Genomic DNA, 17,995 nt, shown 5'->3' on the forward strand with positions numbered 1-17,995 from the left:
AACAGGCCCGCCCGTTCCGCTGGACCAAGACAGCCGACCAGATCATCGACCGGATCTGCCACTACTGCGACAGGATCTCCGGACCAGCTCACTAGGCTGCGCTCGCTCTTGCCGCCGCGGCTGCTGCCGGACAGCTCTCCCGGTTGCTACGCGACGTCGCTGACAGCATTGCTCGCCGAGCGCCCCGCGCGGCCGAGTCCACATGGTCCTCGTGCCCGTGCGTCAGACGATCAGCTCGGCCGACACACGCGCCAAGTGCGTTGCCCATGTGGCATGTTGGGTGGCGCGAGGACTCAGTGTTGCCCGATGGGGATCGGAGACCGAAGTGGCGCGGGGGGCGCAGAGCGGCGTTGGGAAACGACCGGTGCGGGCGCGGGTTCGGGAGTTCCGTCGGAGCAGAAGAGTGGCGTGGGCAGCCGCCTGCGCGGTGACGTGGTCCGTCTCTTACCCGTTCCTCGGACCTGTCGTCTCCCTGATGGCGCTTGTCGTACCCAACCTCGTGTTCAACCCGGTCCTTGCCAACTGGGGCCTTGTCCTGCGCCACCGCGGGGTGAAGCGTCTTACGGTGGACTGGTCCTGGAGACGGCTTGCCGCTCCGGAAGCCTGGCTGCCGCCGGTTCAGTTGGCCGTTGTGGCCGCGCTCGGCAGCCATATGGTCCAGCACTTGGGACCCGTGTCCGTATGGGTCTACATCGTCCTCGACGTGCTTCTGGCGCTGAGTTGGCACGCTGCTGCCGGCGTTCGGGTGGGTGTGGGCGGGGAGACCGAGCACCGGCGGGTCCCGACCCCGGAGCGGGTCATGGCGCTGAGCGCCCTTGCTGGTGCCGCCGGCATGGGCGTTGCTGCGTGGGCCGTTCGCCTTCTCGTGCTGCCGATCACTTACGGCGAGGCCACTCCCGGCCCGAGGTGGCGCTCGGTGACCTGGGGCTACGCCTGGCTGGACGAGCAGATCGGCAGCAGCCTGTTCGGACCTTCCTTCGAACAGCCCTACTGGCCGCTGCTGCTTGCCGGAGCCGGCCTAGTCTCCGGGCTCGTCGCCGCGACCGCGCGGCAAGCCGTCGACCGTGCCGGAGCCGTACGCAACCCTTTCGTCCCCGCACACGACGGCACTGGAGGCAAGGTCTTTCTCAGTTACTCTCGCAGCGACACCGACTTCGCCCGGGCCATCACCGATGCCCTTCACGGCCGGGTGCGAGAAGTATGGGTGGACTGGCAGGCGATCAAGCCCTCCGAGAGATGGCGCAAGTCGATATCCGACGGTATCCGTGAATCCGACGCGCTGATGGTGCTGATCAGCCCCAAGTCCCTGGCATCTCCTTACTGCTGGGACGAGTGCCGCCAGGCGATCGAGGGACGTAAACGGATCCTCCCTGTGATCATCGACGCGGAGTTGGCGTCGGGTGCCGGAGCGGCGCTGCGGGAAGCGGGTTGGGAGGAACTGACCGCCTTTCAGCGCCTCGACATGTCCGATCCCGACCGCTTCGACGAGGGAGTGCACCACATCGCGGCTTTCACCGCCCAGGAGCACCGGTGGGTTTCCGGTCACACCCGGCTCGGGCTGCAGGCCCACGAATGGCGGGAGAGCGGCAGAAGTGACGGTTTCCTGCTCCGGGAAGACGAGCTGGGTGCGGCCGAGTGGTTGCGTGACAACGTACCGACGTCTCCCGGTTTCATGGCCCAACTCACCGATGAAGAGCAGGAATTCATCGACAGCAGCCATAGCGCCAGAAGGCGGCGACGGATCCGTTTCCGGACCGGCGCCGTCGCGATCCTGCTCGCGATCGTGAGCCTGTCCTCCCTGGTGGTGGCCGCCCAGTCCGGGGCGGAGGCCGACCGCCGTGAGTCCCTTTCCCGCTTGCTCGCCACCGCCTCCCAGAGCCAGTCGGGAGGCCGCCTGGACATCTCGTCGCTGCTTGCCGCGGCGGCGTATGGCGAGTCCGACACGGCGGAGGCGCGCAGCGTGATGGCCGAACGGCTCATGCGGTTCAACCATGTCGCGAAGGTTCTGCCGGGCAGGGACACGAAGGGAGCGGGTTGGCCCGTGTTCAGCGCGGACGGCTCGACGCTGGCCGTGGGGCGCGAGGACGGGACCACTCAGATCTGGGACGTCAAAGGGTGGCGGTTACGCGGTACGTTTCATGGCCGGCTGCCCAAGAAGGGGCAGCGCGGCCTCACTCCGGACGGTCGCGTGGTCGCGCTGCTGGCCGGGACACAGATCACGGTGACCGACACGATCGCCAGGCGCACAGTGGCTTCCTTCGACCTGAAGGAGGACGGCCCGCCATTCGACTGGAGTGGCGGGCTGAGTCCCGACGGCCGGATCCTCGTGGCATCGACCGACTACCAACGGGCATGGACGTGGAGCGTCCCGAACCGGCGGCTCCTGGCCCGGCATGATTCCGACTGCGACTTCAGCTGGTTGAGTCCCTCGGGCAAGTGGTTGTGGTGTCTGTCCGGTGAGCGGGGTTCGCTCCACGACGTCCTCACGGCGTCCTCGGCATCGGATGTCCATGTGCGCGTGAAAACGGGCTTTGGACAGCTCCTCGGCTGGACCGCCTCCGACGAGCCGGTCGTCGACACCGGTGACGGCCCCCCGGAGATCCTGCCTGCGGGAGGCAAGGGCACACCGTGGGTTCCGGAGCAGGGCATGAGCATCCGGAGCGTGTCCGAAGACGGCCGCCGCGCCTTGCTGTCGGACACCGAAGGCCGCCGGTTCGACGTGTGGGACCTCCAGGCCCGTAGAAAGCTCGGGGACGTCGAACCCGGCCAGCTCAAGAGCGTCAGTGGTCCGGACAGCGATGAGGAGGTCGCCGCACTGACCGGGATCACTGCGACCCATGGGATGTGGTTGAGCACTGGTGGAGACCGAGGCACCGGTGTGTGGGACCTCTCCGACCACGAACCCGGTCATCCCTACGTCGCCTTCAGCCCGGACGGTCGCGCCGCGGTCTCCGTCACCGAGACAGGGGTCGTCGCCTGGGATCGCGTCGCCGCCGGACGCCTTGTCTCCAAGATCCCCCTCAGGAGTGGTGACGACAAAGCTCGTCCTTCGTCCACCGTCAGCCCCGACGGAGGCACGCTCGCCGGGGTGAGCGGACGCACGGTGCAGCTCTTCGACACCCGCACCGGAACGCTTCAGGAGACCATCCGGCTCAAGGGGGCCGGCAACGGGATCACCTACGGCAGGGACGGCACCCGGCTCGCGGTGAGCGAGACGGTCACCCTGCCGCCGGCCAGAAGCGGGCAAAGGGTCCTGACCACGATCGTCGAGGTCTTCGCTCTGCCGGGGCGGAACCGAGTCGGTCTGATTGAGAGTGTCGGCCCGAACGGTACGCCACAGAAAAGCACCGCCCTGTCCCTCTCACCGGACGGGCGACTGCTGTACCTGGCGGTCTCACAGGACCACATCATCTATGTGTGGGACACCACTGCCGGCCACATCGTCCGAAGCTACAACCTCGGCTCCGTGGACGCGGCTGCGCTGAGCCCCGACGGTCACTGGCTGGCTGCAGTGGACCACCAAGGGGTGCTGCACGAGTGGAACACCACGACGGGCCGCTCCGCCCTCTCCTACCGGGGAGCGGCTCGGACGGTCGCCTTCAGCCAGGACGGGCGGACACTCGTAGCCGCCTCCGAATCCCGGCAGTCCTTGGTGATCTTCGATGCCGAAACGCATCAGAAACTGGCGGTGGACGTCAATGTCGGAGCCGACATCCGTGCGGTGCGGCTCTCCGGCGCCAACGGAGTAGCCGTCATCACCCTCGACTCCGACGGTGGTGCGGTGGTGCTGTGGGACCTCCTCCACCACGCCAGGACCGGACCGGTCCTGGCCCGATTGGGCACCGGATCCGTCGCGGAGATGACCGCTGACGGGAAACGAACGGTGGGGCAGGCTCCGGGGACGATCGTCTCCGCGCTGGTCGACCCTCAGGCGTGGCACAACAATCTCTGCTCCGTGGTCGGTCGCCCGCTGCTCAGGCAGGAGTGGAGCAGGTTCGTTCCCAACCAGCGCTATGCCCCGGCGTGTTGAACGTCGGTGAGTGACCCGCCGCAATGAGAATCCGACAGAGCGCCAGAGCAGGAGCGAGGATCCGATGGGCCGACGGTAGGCACCCCAAGGTCCGCCTCCGGACAGGCAGGCGGAGTTCGAGGACCAGAAGCGCGCGATCCTCGGCGGGTGACCGCCGGCCATGGACGGCCTGCAGATCCCGCTTGCCATCACCGGCGACAGGTCGTTCGCCTCGGCGCTGCAGTTCATCCCCATGACAGTCCTCGTCGCGGCGCTTCCGCTACTGGTGCGCCTGTTGTTCGGCCGGCATGCAGAAGCCGCCATACCCAAGCTGCTGGCCCTGGCGAGAGCCGAGGGACCGCTGCGCGACGCGCTCACCTTCTCGGGCTTGTCGTCGAAATCGGGCCGCACCTTCTCTTCCCATCCGTTCGGTCCGGCGTACGCGCCTGGCGCGCCTCGCTGTCGCGGCATCGGTCGGCGGATTTCGTACCCTGGCGCCATGCGTATGCGCCCCACCCTGAGCTGGACCCCCACCGAGGACCCGCCGCCGAGCACGACGGACCTGCAGCCGGTCGTCGACGCGCTGGCGGCTGGCCGGGTACTGGTGCTCAGCGGTGCGGGCATCTCCACCGAGTCGGGCATCCCCGACTACCGGGGTGAGGGCGGCAGCCTGAGCCGGCACACCCCGATGCTGTACCAGGACTTCACCGGCAGCGCGCAGGCGCGGCGGCGGTACTGGGCACGCAGTCACCTCGGCTGGAGGGCCTTCGGTCGGGCGCGGCCCAACGCCGGGCACCGGGCGGTGGCCGCGTTCGGACGGCAGGGGCTGCTCTCCGGCGTGATCACCCAGAACGTGGACGGGCTGCACCAGGCCGCCGGCAGCGAGGGCGTCGTCGAACTCCACGGCGGGCTCGACCGGGTGGTCTGCCTCGGGTGCGGCGTCCTCGTCGCGCGAAAGGAACTCGCCCGACGACTGGAGGAGGCCAATCCCGCTTTCGCGCCGGTCGCCGCCGCTATGAACCCTGATGGTGACGCCGACCTCACCGACGACCAGGTCGGAGACTTCCAGGTCGTGCCCTGCGCCCTGTGCGGCGGGATCCTCAAGCCGGACGTGGTGTTCTTCGGCGAGGCGGTGTCCAGCCACCGGGTCGAAGAGTGCCGCGACCTCGTCCACGCGGCGGACTCACTACTCGTCCTCGGATCCTCGCTGACCGTGATGTCCGGACTGCGGTTCGTCCGACAGGCCGCAAAGGCAGGGAAACCGGTGCTCATCATCAACCGGGACGTGACCCGGGGCGACCGCCACGCCCTCACCCGGATCGACCTACCGCTCGGAGCGGCCCTCACGACGGTGGCAGACCGACTGGGCGTTCCCATCGACGACGAGGAGGCGGTCGAGGCCTGAGTCCGCGCCGACAACAACGGATCGGCTCCTGTCACCTGGACGAACAGCGTGCATCCAGGGGAGGAGGAGATGAGTTCCCTGCGCTGGTGGGCATCGACAGGTCCGAACGGAGCCTGACCGCGGCCGACCGGGCCGGGCGGGAAGCGGCGCTGCGTGGGTGCGCCTGCGTCTCGTGCATGCGTCTCCGACGCCGGCCGGTGGGCCACGCCGTTCTGCACCACATCCGCCTCCGGCGGCGGTCGTCCCGCACACCGGCCGACCGGGCCGGAGCTCAGCCGAAGAACACCTGGAACTCGTCGTACAACGACGGATCCACCAGCTTGGTGTGCGCGGTGGCCTCGGCGAGGGGAATGCGGATGATCTCCGTGCCGCGCAGGGCCACCATCATGCCGAAGTCACCGTCGTTGACCGCATCGACGGCATGCAGCCCGAAGCGCGTGGCCAGCCAGCGGTCGAAGGCGCTCGGGGTGCCGCCGCGCTGGATGTGACCGAGGACCGTGGTGCGGGCATCCGTGCCCGTGCGCGACTCGATCTCCTGGGCCAGCCACTCGCCGATGCCCGACAACCGCACATGGCCGAACTCGTCCAGTGTCCGGTCCTTGAGGATCATCCGGCCGTCCTTGGGGACCGCCCCCTCGGCCGCCACGACGATCGGCGCGTAATTGATCCTGAACCGGCTCTTCACCCACGCACAGACCTGGTCGATGTCGAAGGGCCGCTCCGGAACGAGGATCACGTTGGCCCCGCCCGCGACACCGGCCCGCAGCGCGATCCACCCGGAATGCCGGCCCATCACCTCCACCACCAGCGTGCGCATGTGCGACTCGGCAGTGGTGTGCAGACGGTCGATCGCCTCCGTCGCGATCCCCACGGCCGTGTCGAAGCCGAAGGTGCAGTCGGTGCCGGACACGTCGTTGTCGATGGTCTTCGGCACGCCCACCAGACGGATCCCCTGACGGCTGAGCTCGGTGGCCACGCCGAGGGTGTCCTCGCCGCCGATCGCGACCAGCGCGTCCACGCCGTGCGCGGCGAGCGTGTCCCGGATGCGCTGCACCCCGTCCTCGTGCTTGAACGGATTGGTGCGGGAGGAGCCGAGGATGGTTCCGCCGCGGGGAAGGATCCCACGCACTTCCCGGATGCCCAGTGGCACGACGTGGCCCCGCAGCGCACCGAGCCAGCCGTCGCGCAGACCGACGAAGTCGAAGCCGTACTCCTGGACGCCCTTGCGGACGACACTGCGGATCACGGCATTGAGACCGGGACAGTCGCCGCCGCCGGTCAGCACTCCCACCTTCATGGCTTCGCTCACCTCCGCGGACGTGAACTCCGAGCGCCGTTCGGCTCCCTTTCCATCATGGGCGCCTGCGGTCCGCCGACGCACCTGCACAACCGCTCGACAGTCGCCGACACTGTTCAGACGGCGTGTCGAGCAGGCCGCCCGGAGGCCGTTTTCCACGGTGGGCCGACCGGCCCGATGTGATGGATCGGTCGGTCACACTCCCGTACCGGCGGTCAGCCGGTGCCGCAGGGCCAGTGACGCGCAGCTGAGGAGCAGCACGGCGAAGCCCGCGAGGACGGCCAGGTCCCGCATGATCGCCGAGAGGTCCCCGTTCCGGGACAGCAGCGTCGTCCACGCGTCGACGGCCCAGGCGTGCGGCACGGAGTGCCCCGCGGCGCGCAGCCAGCCGGGCACCAGCGCCAGCGGCCACATGCAGCCGCCCAGCATGCCCATCCCGATGCCGAGAGCCGGTCCGATCGCATGCACCTGCTCCGGCGTACGGAACACGGCCCCGGCCAGCAATCCGGCGCCGGTGCCGACCAGCGCCCACACGGCGATCAGGGCACCGGCGGCGAGCGGATCACCCCAGGCGACGTCGAAGGCCAGCGCTCCGATGCCGACGATCAGCAGGGACTGGAGGAGCGCCAGCGCCAGATAGGCGATCGTCTCCCCGAACACCAGCGTTCGGGCGGCAACCGGCGCGGCGAGCGCCCGCGCGTACACGCCGGTTCGGCGGGTCTGCACGATGGCCGCGCCGCCCGCCAGGGCGTTGATGAACACGAACAGCACCAGCATGGTCGGCGTGCTGTAGCTGTAGCCCAGCGGCAGATAGTCGCTCTGTCCGTTGACGGTCTCGGCCCGTACGGCGATGGGGGCCGAGGCCTGCTCGCCCTCGACGGAGCGGGCGCGCGCGAGGGCGCCGTCGAAGGAGCCGCCGGTCTCGTCCTGGGCGAAGCGTGCGGCCTGCAGGCGTGCCGCGTGCTCGGCCACCACGGCCGACACCGAGGTCACGGCCGAGTGCCCGGCACTGCCCGAGGGCTCCACCAGGACCCGTACGGTGACGGAGTGCCCGGCCCGTACCTGCGCGTCGAGCCCGGAGGGCACGAGGACGACCGCGTCCAGTTCGGCCCGGCGCAGCGCGGTGCGCGCGTCGGCCGCGGTGTCGTAGGTGCGGGTACGCAGCCCGGGTGCGTCCTGGAGGTCTGCCGTCAATTCCTGTGCCACCGGGCCCGCTTGAGGGGCCGGGACGAGTCCGATCCGGAACTTGTCGAAGCCGCTGACGGTGACACCGATGACGACGATGATCGCGACCGGGAGCAGCACCATGAAGAACAACGCTGTTCGGTCGCGCAGCACCCGCGTGAGGGTGGCCCGGGTCACGGCGAGCGCGGTCATGACGTCCTCCTCAGCCGAAGGAGCAGTGCCGTCAGCGCGGTCACGGCCGCCGAGAACACGGCGATGCCGAGCAGCGGGGCGCCGACCCCGTCCCAGCCGCGCACTCCGGTACCCAGATCGGTGAACCCGCGCAGCGCCCAGCCGTTGGGCGTGAACAGGGCAAGGCGGCGGATCAGCGGCGTAGTACCGGAGGCGAAGACGAAGTTGCCGCCGAGCAGCACGAGCGCGAAGACCAGGATCGAGGCGAGCCCCTGAGCCTGCTGCTCGGTGCGCACGAGCGCGATGACCAGCGCCGTCAGACACACCACGGACACCGCCATGGCGACGCTCAGCGCCGCGACCCCCAGCGGATCGGCCCACCGGGCGTCGAAGGCAACCCACGACACCAGCGTCACGGTGGCGAGACCGGCCAGGCTGTAGACGAACGTGGAGACCGACTTGCCGATCAGCAGCGCGCCCCGCCCCACGGGCGCGGCGGCGATCCGGTCGAGGGTGCCCTGCTGCTGCTCGACGAAGTAGCCGCGCGCCGCGAAACCGACCGTGAACAGCACGAAGAACATGCCCATGCTCGGCCCGAAGTAGCTGATCACCTTCAGCGGCTCGTCGGGCAGCCCCTGTGCCCGTATCTGCTCCGGCAGCCTCAACACGGCCGCCTTCGCGGCCAGGCGGGGGATGTCGCCCTGCGGGGCGCCCGCGGCGACGGCCGTGGCGACCGACAACCGGTCGGCGTTGACCTGGGCGACGTACGACTCGGTGACCGCACGGGCGAGCTGCGCCTGCAGACCGTAGTCGACGCTGTCCAGGACCCGCACCGGCGCCGCGTTGCCGCCGTGCAGCGAAGCGGTGAACCCCCGCGGCACCACGATCGCGGCGTGCACGTCGCCCGCGTCCACCGCCCGCCGGGCGGCGGCCTCGGCGCCGTACGAGCGCACATGGACCGTGCCGCGAAGCTCCGGGCTCTTCAGCACCTCGGTCAGCCCGGCGGCGGCCGGACCACGGTCCAGGTCCACCACGCCCAGGTTCGCGCGGAACGTGTCGTTGTTGTTGAACGCCAGGGCCATCAGCGCGGAGATCAGCACCGGCGCCAGGAACACGATCACCCAGGCCGACCGGTCGCGCAGCCGCTGCCGCAGGTCCTTGGCGGCGATGGCGAGGACCACACGCACGATGCCTCACTCCCTCAGCGCGGTGCCGGTGAGATGCAGGAACACCGCCTCCAGGTCGGGCTCGTCGACCTCCACACTGCGGATGCCGACGGCCTGCTGGTGGGCGAGGTCGAGCAGGTCCGGCAGCAGGCTCCGCGCATCCTTGACGACCAGCTCGACCACGTCGCCGCGATCGCCGCCGCGCGCTACGCCCTCGACCCGGGGCAGCCGGCGGCAGGCCTCCGCGTACGCCGACAGGCCCCCCACGGCGGTGAGCCGGACCCGGTCGCGCTCGGCCACCAGCTGCACCAGTTCGCGCGGGCTGCCCTCGGCGATCAGACGGCCGCGGTCGATGATGCCGACGCGGTCGCACAGCCGCTCGGCCTCCTCCATGTAGTGCGTGGTGTAGAGGACGGCCATGCCCTCCTCGCCGAAGCGGGTGACGCTCTCCAGGATCGCGTGCCGGCTCTGCGGGTCGACGCCCACGGTGGGTTCGTCGAGTACCAGCAGAGTCGGCGAATGCACCAGCCCCGCGCCGATGTTGAGACGCCTGCGCATGCCGCCCGACAGAGACTCGACGCGGTCGCCCGCCCGGGAGGCCAGGTCGACGAGGTCCAGCACCTCGTCGACGCGCCGCTCCAGCCGCCGGCGCGGCAGCCGGTAGAGCCGGCCGAAGAAGCGAAGGTTCTCGCGGACGCTGAGGTCCGGGTAGAGCGCCACGTCCTGCGGGACGAAGCCGATCAGCTGCTTGGCGGGCCCGGCCGCAGTGTTCACCGGACGGCCGGCCACGCGCACGGTACCGGCGTCGGGGCGCAGCAGCCCGCAGACCATCCGGATCGTCGTCGTCTTGCCCGCGCCGTTGGGGCCGAGCAGCCCGTACGTCTCGCCCGGAGCGATGCGCAGGCTCACGTCGTCGACGGCCGTGCGGTCGCCGAACCGCCGTACGAGACGGGCGCAGTCGAGGACCGGCGGCGCGGTGTCCGGGTTTCGCGGGGGATCGGTCATGTCGTCTCCTCGATGAGGGTGGCCCGCGGGGGCTGTCAGGGCGCGAGGGAGAAGTAGCTCTCCTCCTCCTGCGTGAAGTGCAGGCGCAACACGGTGTGCAGGCCGTAGAGGCAGGCCCGCAGGTCGTCGAGCTGCTCGGGTGACAGGGAGCCGTCGCGGCGGGCCAGCGCCAGATGGGTGGCGATGCGGCGGGCGAGTCGTGCGATCTCCGCGTGCGCACGGCTCATGGTGACGGTCGCCTCGGGCCCGCCGAGGGTCGGGGCGAGCGCGGGATACAACTGGTGTTCCTCGGCGTCCTCGTGCGGCAGCAGGCGCTCGGTGAGCAGCCGGTGCACCTCGCCCACCGCGGCGAGGGACTGCGGGCCCGCCCCGTCCGACAACCGGTCTGCGGCGTCGCGTACGGCGTCCAGGACGTCCTGGAGGTCGTCGTGTTCCGCGGCGAACCGGTGGATGAGGGCCTCGGCCGAGGGCGTGAGCTGCGGCCGGCCCCGCCGGTCGTCGCGCAGCACGCGCAGCGCGTTGAGGATCATCGCGACATCGATGCCCTCCTGCAGCAGGGCGCCCACGGCCGGCGCCAGCAGGCCGAAGGCGGCCACGACCATGGCGGCAAGCGACAGCAGCATGCCGCCGAGCGCGCTCTGTACGGCGATGCGACGGGCCCGTACGGCGATGGCGACGGCGTCGGCCAGGCGGTCCACCCGGTCGGTGGTCAGGACGATGTCCGCGGCCTCGGAGGATGCCGTGGAGCCGCGGGCGCCCATCGCGACGCCGATGTCGGCGGCCGCGAGGGCAGGGGCGTCGTTGACCCCGTCGCCGACCATCACGGTGACGGCACGGTCGTGCTCGGCGCGCACCGCGGCGACCTTGTCGGCCGGAGCGAGGCCGGCCCGTACGTCGTCGAGGCCGAGGACGGCGCCCACCTCGCGTGCGGGCTCGGCACGGTCGCCGGTGAGCATCACGATCCGTTCGATGCCCGCCGCGCGCAGGCGGCGCAGGGTGCGCGGGGCGTCCGGGCGCAGCGGATCGCGCAGGAGCACCGCGCCGACGGGGCTGCCGTCCACGCACAGCCAGGCCACGGCCGCCTCGTCCAGGACCGCCCGATTGTCCACCGCCCTTGCCCAGGCGGGCAGTTCGCCGGCTTCGGCGCGTCGGCCGATCGTCATCCGCCGCCCGGCCACGGTGCCGGTCGCACCCCGGCCGGGCTGCTCCGACACGTCCTCGGGCACGGACAGCCGAAGCCCCCGCTCGCGGGCCGCGTCCACCACGGCCTCGGCCAGGACGTGCGGGGAGTACTGGTCGAGGGAGGCCGCAAGCCGCAGCACCTGGGCCGGCTGCCAGCGCGGCGCCGCGACCACGTCGAGAACGCGGGGGCGGCCGGCCGTGAGGGTGCCCGTCTTGTCGAGCAGCAGCGTCCGGGCCCGGCCAAGGTTCTCCAGCGCCCCTCCGTCGCGGATCACCACGCCGAGACGGGAGGCCCGGGACAGACCGGAGACGACGGCCACCGGCGCCGCCAGCAGCAGCGGACAAGGCGTCGCCACCACCAGCACCGCCACCGCCCGCACGGCGGAACCGCTCAGCAGCCAGGCCAGCCCGGCGACCGCCAGGGACAGCGGCAGGAACCAGGCCGCATACCGGTCGGCCAGCCGCACCACGGGAGCCGACTCCGCGCCCGCCTGCCGGGCCAGCCGCACGATCCCCGCGTAGGTGCTGTCCCGCTCGGTCGCGGTGGCGCGCAGCTCGAAGGCACCGCCCGCGTTGACCACCCCGCTGCGCACCGACTCGCCCTGCACACGCCGCACGGTGAGCGGCTCGCCGGTCAGCGCGGACTCGTCCAGCACGGCCTCCGACCCGGCCACCCGGCCATCGACGGCCACCACTTCGCCAGGCCCCACGACCAGCAGGTCACCGACGGCGACCTGCGCCGACGGCACCGTGCTCACCCCGTCGTCGGTGAGCAGCCGCGCGGTACGCGGGGCACGCTCCAGCAGGGCCCGCAGATCATGCGAGGCGCGCCGCCGCGCCGCCGCCTCGAGGGTGCGGCCAGTGGCGAGCATCAGCGCGATGAGCGCTCCGGCCAGGTACTCGTGCACCAGCAGGGTGCCGCCGAGCGCCAGCACGGCGATCACATCGACGCCGGCGTGGCCGCGCCGCAGGTCGGCCAGCACCCAGCCGAGCGCCGGACCCACGGCGGCGACGGTGCCCACGGCCCAGCACAGATCGGCCAGGCCGGGAGCGCCGGCGAGCCGGGCGACGCCGCCCGCCACGAGTGCGGCAGCCGTCACGGTCAGCAGCACGGGTTCGAGCCCCGGCGCCCCGAACAGCCTGCGCCGCTGCTGTTTCCCCCTGCTGCTTCGGTCCATGACAAGCCTCGATCGGGCGGGCGGTGCGGGTCAGGCGTGCGGTACGACGGCGACGGGGCACGGCAGGTGGTGCAGGGCCGCGTGCGCGACGGGGCCGAGCTTCCAGGTGAGCGGTGAGGGATGGCGCCTGCGGCCCACCACAGTGAGCCTGCTGCGCGTGGACGCCGCGAGCAGAACCTGTGACGGGGAACCCCGGACGACGTGCTCGACGACCTCGATGCCGGGGAACTTCTCCTGCCACGGTGCGAGGTCGGCGGCGAGCCGCGTGCGTTCGTCCGCCTCGTAGCCTTCCCCGGCGTGGGACGCGTGCGGATGCGTCACCAGCGACGACGGCGGCAGTGCCCGGACCGCGCGCACCCTGGTTCCTCGCAACTCGGCTGCGGTGAAGGCGAACTCCAGCAGCGGATCGGCGACCGGCGGAGGTTCCTGGACACCGACGACGACCTCCTGCCGGCCGATCGCCGCCGGGTGCCCCCAGCCGTCCTCCACGGCGGGATCGCCGGCCCGCACGGTCACGGCGGGGCACTGGGCCAGCCCCAGAACGTGCAGGCTGACGGAGCCGAGCAGGAAGCCGGCCACGGAGCCGTGGCCGCGCGAGCCCAGCACCAGGAGCGTCGCCATCTCGCCCGCGTCCACGAGGGCCTTCGAGGCGGACTCCGACACCAGTTCCGTGACCAGGGGGAGGTCGGCGTGCCGGTGCAGCAGCTCGGCCTCCATCCGCTGCAGCACCCGTGCGCCGTAGCGCTGCTTGTCGAGGGCTTCCTGCGCGACGGGCACATCGAGCGGCTGGGTGGTCCAGGAATGCAACAGCAGTACGGACAGGTGCCGGTCCAAGGCCTCGCGTGCCGCCCACCACGCGGCTGTCACGCTCGCAGGAGAGCCGTCGACTCCGACGACGACGGGTCCGGCCATGGTGCACCTCCGGTGTCGGCACGGCGAATGCCGCGCATATGCCTCCCACCCTCCAGGCTGGCTGCCGCACGACCGCCGAGGGAGGGCCGGATGGTGCCACCCTCGGGCCCGCATGGCCCTCTGCGACGGGATGCCGTGCGACGGACGCCGGCTCTCAAAGGAGGCACTGGCAGGCGTGATGCATGGCTGGAACACGTCGCTGCTTTGAGAACACCGGACCGAACACACCCGGCTCGGCCCGCAGCATGGGCGCCGTCGGCCAGACAGTCGCCGCCGAGCGCGACGGCCAAGGCCACGTCCAGTGTTCGCCGAGGATCGTCGTGCGGGCCGGCATCGCGGAATCACAAGGGGCGCGGCCCCGCGTGGTTCCCTGGCTCCGTTTCGACCCTGCTCAGCTGCCTGCCGTGTGCCCATCACTCGTGCCGACGACGGGTGCGCGTACTGCCTCGGCGTCCTCGATGAGGTGGCGCAGCTCCGCGACGAACCGGGCGGCCGGTGCGCCGTCGATCACGTTGTGGTCGAAGGTGACCGTCAGGTCGAGCACGTCACGGACCTCGATCCGTCCATCCACGACACGGGGCCGCTTGGTCGCACCGCCGATGACCACCTGGAGAGGCATCAGGCTCGGCGGGGCAACGCCAAATCCGCCGCCGGCGCCGAACATTCCCACCGCTGTGACCGCGACCGTCCCAGTCAGCTGGCGGAGCCGGACGGACCTGGCCAGCACCGCGTACATCGTCGGAACGAGGACGGGGAGGCGAGTCATGGTGGTGCCGAAGCGATCAAGGAGACGCCCCGTGCCCGTCGTTGCGTAATCGCGCTTGGCGGCCCGCAGTTCTGTCGTGAGGTCCTGTACATCGCGGATGTCGGCATCATGCAGCACATGCGGGAGAGTGAAGAGGCCTTGCCGTGTCGTGACCTCCACGAGCGTGTTGACGTCGACATGGCGGTGCCGGACCAGCCGACCGCGCCAGTTTCGGTAGGCGTGCACCTGCGGGTGCGCCGCTGCTGCCCGGGCGACGGACGCTACGACGAACGCGGTGAACGACACTGGTTCCGCGGACCGGGCGAGCAGGTTCCGCGCCCTCGTGACGTCGAGATCGACGAGGCTGTGCATGGCCGCCATGTGCCGACCGGCCCGGACGGCCGCGATCACCAGCCGCCGACTCGGGGGGAAGGGGCCGACGTCGACCCTGCGTGGCCGGTCCGTAGCAGCGGGGGACGTCGCCTTTCGGCCGCCGTCGGATGTCATGCCGTGCTTGCGCATCGAACGGCTCCTTGCCATCGGTTCCGTCGCCACCTCCCGGAGCCGTGGCTCGGTCGGCGGTCTGTCGATCAGGCGTCACTGATCCGGGACCCTGCGGGCCGAGATCGTTGTTCCGCAGCGGCCTTGATCGCGCGGAGCGTCCCGCGCAGAACGACGCCGACGCCTGGGGAAACGAGTGTCCAATAGCGGCCGAAGCGGGTCGTGGAGGCGGGGTCGGTGCAGGCGGTGCGTGCCTCGTAGGTGAGCAGGGACCGCCGGGTGCCGTATGGATGGACCACGAAGGCAGCCGCCATCTTCGCCCAGCCGGCCTCGCCGAACGACGTGAAGTGCTCCGGTTCGACCCGCCGCCACTCGATGGAGGCCCTCCACGGCTTCCCGACCGCCCCGAAGACCAGCTCACGTCCCGGATTGTCGCCCAGCGCCACCCAAGGCTGGCCCTCCCAGGCTTCACCAGCGGTGTCGAACAGGTCGGCCACCCGCAAGGACGGCGGGCTCGGCATGGACCGGCCGCGGAGGCGGTCAGGCAGTCCGCGCGCTGACATGGCCGCGTTGAGCAGTGGAGAGTCGATGGTCAGCAGGTCCAGCCCGCGCACTGCCTCGTAGGCGACGGGTGGTGCAGCGGCAAGCGCCACGCACTCCAGGCGGGAGAAGCCGAACTCGGGCAGCGCACCGTCCAGCAGCAGCGATCCACCGGCGGGAGCGACGGTCGAGCCAGTACTCATCAAAGCCTCCCGGGAGCACCTGGTCACGCGGCACGGGCGAGCCGCGTGCGCAGGTTGTGGAACTGGCGGGTCTGCATGATGAAGTGGGCAGGTTCCCAGAACACCAAGTCCATCGGCCTCGTGAGCACGCGCGGGCGGCTTCGGCCGCGCGTGCGGACGACGAGGCGGGTGTCCGCGCCGGCCGGTTCGAGGTGGAAGCCCCAGATTGAGCTGACGAACGCCGGGGGCGCGAGTCCATGGAGCGTGTCGAAGGGGCTGCCGGACGGCAGTCGCGTGTCGGCCCGCAGCACCAGGGTCCGTTCCGGCACGAGTGCCGCGACGGTGAACCACGTGCGGCCGCTGGGCACCGAGGCAAGCCGCTGTCCCGGCCCAAGGCTCTGCCAATGGGGGACGATGCGGTCCGCGCTCGGCCGTCCGCCGTTGTCCAGCCGGTCCCAGCTGTACCAGCCGCCGCGGTCGCAGCCCATCTGCGCCAGCCACGGCCAGACGGCCGAAGGTGGCGCGGGCAAGGTCGTGGCCATCGTCGAGCTGCTGTCGGCACCGGGGATGAACTCATCCCCGGGATAGCGACGCGCAGCCTCCTCGCGAGTCGCGCCCCAGGTCAGCATTCTCGGCCGCAGGACCAAGCCGTGCAGCGCCAGGGCGACCGCGGCGGCAGCGACGGCGGCCGACCCGAGCGTGGCTCGGTGTTCACGCACCCTTCAAGCGTTACGCACTCGGCTTGGTGGCGCCATCGAACTGATGCGCTGGAGCGGAGGTGGCTTCGAGGGCGGACATCACCACAGCGCCCCCACCAGCCGGCTGGCAGCCCGGACTCGGGCGCAAGCATCGCGATCAGGCGCCATCCACCCCGAACGCGGGGGCCGGAAGGCTCAGTCAGCCTTTGTACGGGGAACGCTCGGGAGGCCTCCCGGCTCCTTCCAGCGTCGCCTTGATGGTGGCGATGTCGCGTTCGGGTTCTGGGCGCATGCGGCGCTCGCCTGACTGCACACCGGGCCAGGCAGGGGGCGCGCCGGCGTCGGCTCTCGGCCGATCGGCAGGCTCTTCTGGTACTGGCGCACCTGCCCTGTGGGCACACGTCTGCGCGGCTCGTGAGCCTGCGGGTTGAGCCCGAGCAAGTTCGGACTCGACGCCCACTCGGTGCCGTACTGAGGCATTGGAAGGCGTGCATGAGCCCTACTGAGCCGTGAGTGCACTACCGCGCGCCCCAGTCACGGGACTGGCCGGAATGATTCTGCTGGCGCATAGTCGGGGATGTCGGAACGTTTCACAGGCATCGTCCGGCAGTCACCGACAGACGGTGAATGGACATAACTCTTCTGTTCACGTGCCATTGCGTGCACCGCAGGCCGCTTATGGCCAACCATCCGAAAGTTCATTTGGCTTGCTGGGGAAGGTGCATTATGTTCCGTCGGCAAATATTCCGCATCGCCGGTGCGGTTGTCGTGTCGGTAGCGGCGTTGACCGTCAGCGCGACCGCGGCGAGCGCAGACGAGGTTGCGTGTGTCGGGGCGCAGGCGAGCGTCAACGACGTAGATGTGAACACCGGACTGAAGTGCGTCGTGCTCCCGCTGTGATCGGGTTCTGAGGATCCCATCGACCCAAGTCGGCCAAGGATGCGACCGGTTGAGGGCGGATCCGCCTGAGGAAATGAGCAACGGGGTTCCCCTGGTACGCGGTACGGTGCGCTGATGCCAAAGATCAGGACGTTCCAGGTCACTTTTGACTGCGCGGAACCCGAGCGCCTCGCCCGCTTCTGGTGCGAGGTGCTGGGCTACGTCGTACCGCCGCCCCCCGCGGGGTTCGCCACCTGGGACGAATTCAAGCGTTCGCAGCCTCCCGAGAAGCGGGATGCATGGTTCGCCTGCGTCGACCCCTCGGGCGTTGGCCCGCGACTGTACTTCCAGCGCGTCCCCGAGGGCAAGGTCGTCAAGAACCGGGTGCATCTCGATGTGCGGGTCGGCACGGGACTCGTGGGCGAGGAACGCCTCGCCGCACTCGAGGCCGAATGCAAACGGCTGATCCCGCTCGGCGCGGTCCATGTGCAAACGCTGTACGACGGCAACGACTCGTGCATCCCGATGCTGGACATCGAGGGCAACGAGTTCTGCATCGACTGAACACCCGACAGGGCGGGAGATATCCCCGCGGGGCGAGGTTGTACAGCCGGGCGATGCCGAGCATGGCGGTGTGAACGCCGTCGCCCTTCAGGCGGCAGTCCCGAAGGATAGGTGTTGTGCTCCTCTGGCGGGACGGCCCGTAAAAACTGTCCCGCAATGGCTTGGAACGCAGGGTCTGGAGTATTGAGTCAGTACCAATGGTTGGTACATCGTGCGCCGGGGTCGGCCTTGGAGTCTCACGTTGGAGAAGCGGGTACTGCTGATCGCGGCTTACTGCGTAGCTATTTGACGGTGCGTCAGCTCGTTCTGCCATTCGGCGTTTCGAAGTCCGCGGCGGCCAGGATCATCGACCATCTCGGCCCGCTGCCGGCCACGC

Annotated in this window: 12 protein-coding genes and 2 pseudogenes; 4 read left to right on the plus strand and 10 right to left on the minus strand. The window is 70.5% G+C overall.

The features are described from left to right. The first annotated feature begins 217 nt into the window (after positions 1–217). Both ABT254_RS29345 and ABT254_RS29350 read left to right on the plus strand, forming a co-directional pair. On the plus strand, positions 218–4,030 hold the full coding sequence (locus ABT254_RS29345; protein WP_351476321.1) for a toll/interleukin-1 receptor domain-containing protein: 3,813 nt from the start codon (positions 218–220) through the stop codon (positions 4,028–4,030). A 478-nt stretch (positions 4,031–4,508) separates the two neighbouring features. Next, a complete protein-coding gene (locus ABT254_RS29350) occupies positions 4,509–5,414 on the plus strand; it encodes an NAD-dependent protein deacetylase (protein ID WP_351476324.1) in 906 nt (301 codons plus the stop codon). 271 nt (positions 5,415–5,685) lie between these two features. Here the strand turns inward: ABT254_RS29350 and ABT254_RS29355 are convergent, their stop codons facing one another. The 9 genes from ABT254_RS29355 to ABT254_RS29395 form a co-directional block, all read right to left on the minus strand. Next, positions 5,686–6,711 (minus strand): 6-phosphofructokinase, encoded by a 1,026-nt coding sequence (locus ABT254_RS29355; RefSeq protein ID WP_351476327.1) that lies wholly within the window; start codon positions 6,709–6,711, stop codon positions 5,686–5,688. Between the two features lie 195 nt (positions 6,712–6,906). Next, on the minus strand, positions 6,907–8,088 hold the full coding sequence (locus tag ABT254_RS29360) for an ABC transporter permease (RefSeq protein ID WP_351476330.1): 1,182 nt from the start codon (positions 8,086–8,088) through the stop codon (positions 6,907–6,909). After that, on the minus strand, positions 8,085–9,254 hold the full coding sequence (locus ABT254_RS29365) for an ABC transporter permease (RefSeq protein ID WP_351476333.1): 1,170 nt from the start codon (positions 9,252–9,254) through the stop codon (positions 8,085–8,087). The genes ABT254_RS29360 and ABT254_RS29365 overlap by 4 nt, the downstream gene beginning before the upstream one ends. A 6-nt stretch (positions 9,255–9,260) precedes the next feature. Further along, complete coding sequence (locus ABT254_RS29370) at positions 9,261–10,238, minus strand: ABC transporter ATP-binding protein (RefSeq protein ID WP_351476336.1); 978 nt, start codon at positions 10,236–10,238, stop codon at positions 9,261–9,263. Positions 10,239–10,273: 35 nt separating this feature from the next. After that, positions 10,274–12,598, minus strand: coding sequence for a heavy metal translocating P-type ATPase (locus ABT254_RS29375; protein ID WP_351476339.1), 2,325 nt, complete (start codon positions 12,596–12,598; stop codon positions 10,274–10,276). A 30-nt stretch (positions 12,599–12,628) separates the two neighbouring features. After that, entirely contained in the window at positions 12,629–13,510 is an 882-nt protein-coding gene (locus ABT254_RS29380) for a universal stress protein (protein WP_351476342.1), read from the minus strand. Between the two features lie 391 nt (positions 13,511–13,901). Then, a complete protein-coding gene (locus ABT254_RS29385) occupies positions 13,902–14,777 on the minus strand; it encodes a 2-oxo acid dehydrogenase subunit E2 (protein ID WP_351476345.1) in 876 nt (291 codons plus the stop codon). A 68-nt stretch (positions 14,778–14,845) separates the two neighbouring features. Next, positions 14,846–15,499 carry a hypothetical protein gene (locus ABT254_RS29390; RefSeq protein ID WP_351476348.1) on the minus strand — a complete coding sequence of 218 codons (654 nt, stop codon included), beginning with the start codon at positions 15,497–15,499 and terminating at the stop codon, positions 14,846–14,848. Positions 15,500–15,522: 23 nt separating this feature from the next. Continuing rightward, the gene (locus ABT254_RS29395) at positions 15,523–16,197 is read right to left on the minus strand and encodes a hypothetical protein (protein WP_351476351.1); all 675 of its coding nucleotides are present in this window, start codon (positions 16,195–16,197) and stop codon (positions 15,523–15,525) included. Between the two features lie 993 nt (positions 16,198–17,190). Between ABT254_RS29395 and ABT254_RS29405 the strand changes: the two genes are divergently transcribed. After that, a complete protein-coding gene (locus ABT254_RS29405; protein ID WP_351476354.1) occupies positions 17,191–17,619 on the plus strand; it encodes a VOC family protein in 429 nt (142 codons plus the stop codon). A gap of 22 nt (positions 17,620–17,641) precedes the next feature. On the opposite strand, the pseudogene ABT254_RS29410 reads toward ABT254_RS29405, so the two are convergent. Beyond that, positions 17,642–17,737 (minus strand): annotated as a pseudogene (locus tag ABT254_RS29410) (IS5/IS1182 family transposase); the annotation flags it as partial. Between the two features lie 93 nt (positions 17,738–17,830). On the opposite strand from ABT254_RS29410, the pseudogene ABT254_RS29415 reads away from it, so the two are divergent. Then, positions 17,831–17,991, plus strand: a pseudogene (locus ABT254_RS29415) (transposase family protein); the annotation flags it as partial. Positions 17,992–17,995 lie beyond the last annotated feature (4 nt).

This window comes from Streptomyces sp. NPDC001137 (genome assembly GCF_040298885.1).
GTDB lineage: Bacteria > Actinomycetota > Actinomycetes > Streptomycetales > Streptomycetaceae > Streptomyces.